Raw genomic sequence first — 695 nt, forward strand, 5'->3', positions numbered from 1 at the left:
AGAGAGCGTAATCGCCGAGCATATCTTTGAAGGCCGCACCAAACAAATAGCCGGTTCCTGCAAAACTTGTGGCCCAAACCCCGGCAGCAATGAAGTTTAAAACGCTGAACCGCAACCAGCTTACGCCGCTCATCCCAATTGCAAAGGAACTCACATTCCGCACGCCATAAATAAAGCGGAACGAAAGAATGAAGCCAGTATTATAGCGGTGGAGCAAATCCATCGCCCGAGCGACGCGCGACTCCCATTTGGGGAATTTTCTCACGAGCGAGTGCCCATAGCGCCGCCCCAGGAAAAAATAAACCTGATCGCCGCAAAAACTGCCCAACCAAGCGCAAGCAATCAGGACAGGCAGCGACAACAGGCCAAGATGGGCGGCATACCCTGCGAATATGACGAAGGTTTCCCCTTCGACCGCTGTCCACAAGAAGGTGATAACATAAAAAATGTCACCATTGGCCTGAATTTTTGCGAGAATATCTTGCACGCTCGTCCCGTCCCTGCTTTTCGTTCGCTGGTCCTGAAGCCCGCCCTAATCCTTGAGGGAACCGAGACTCACAGTCCAGAGTGTCGCCGCCCCAGTGTAAAGATTAGGTTAAGACTGTGTCATACAGCCCGCCTATTTTTCTCATACGATATGACACAGCCGGTCCGTACCTGGCTACCTGTTATCAATACGAAAAGGGGCCAGATTG

General features: G+C 51.8%; 1 protein-coding gene. It reads right to left on the reverse strand.

The window, feature by feature from the left end:
• On the reverse strand, positions 1–487 hold a 487-nt coding region (locus VZ95_RS21010), incomplete at its 3' end, for a DedA family protein (RefSeq protein ID WP_052711982.1).
• Positions 488–695 lie beyond the last annotated feature (208 nt).

Source organism: Elstera litoralis (assembly GCF_000963705.1).
Taxonomy (GTDB): domain Bacteria; phylum Pseudomonadota; class Alphaproteobacteria; order Elsterales; family Elsteraceae; genus Elstera; species Elstera litoralis.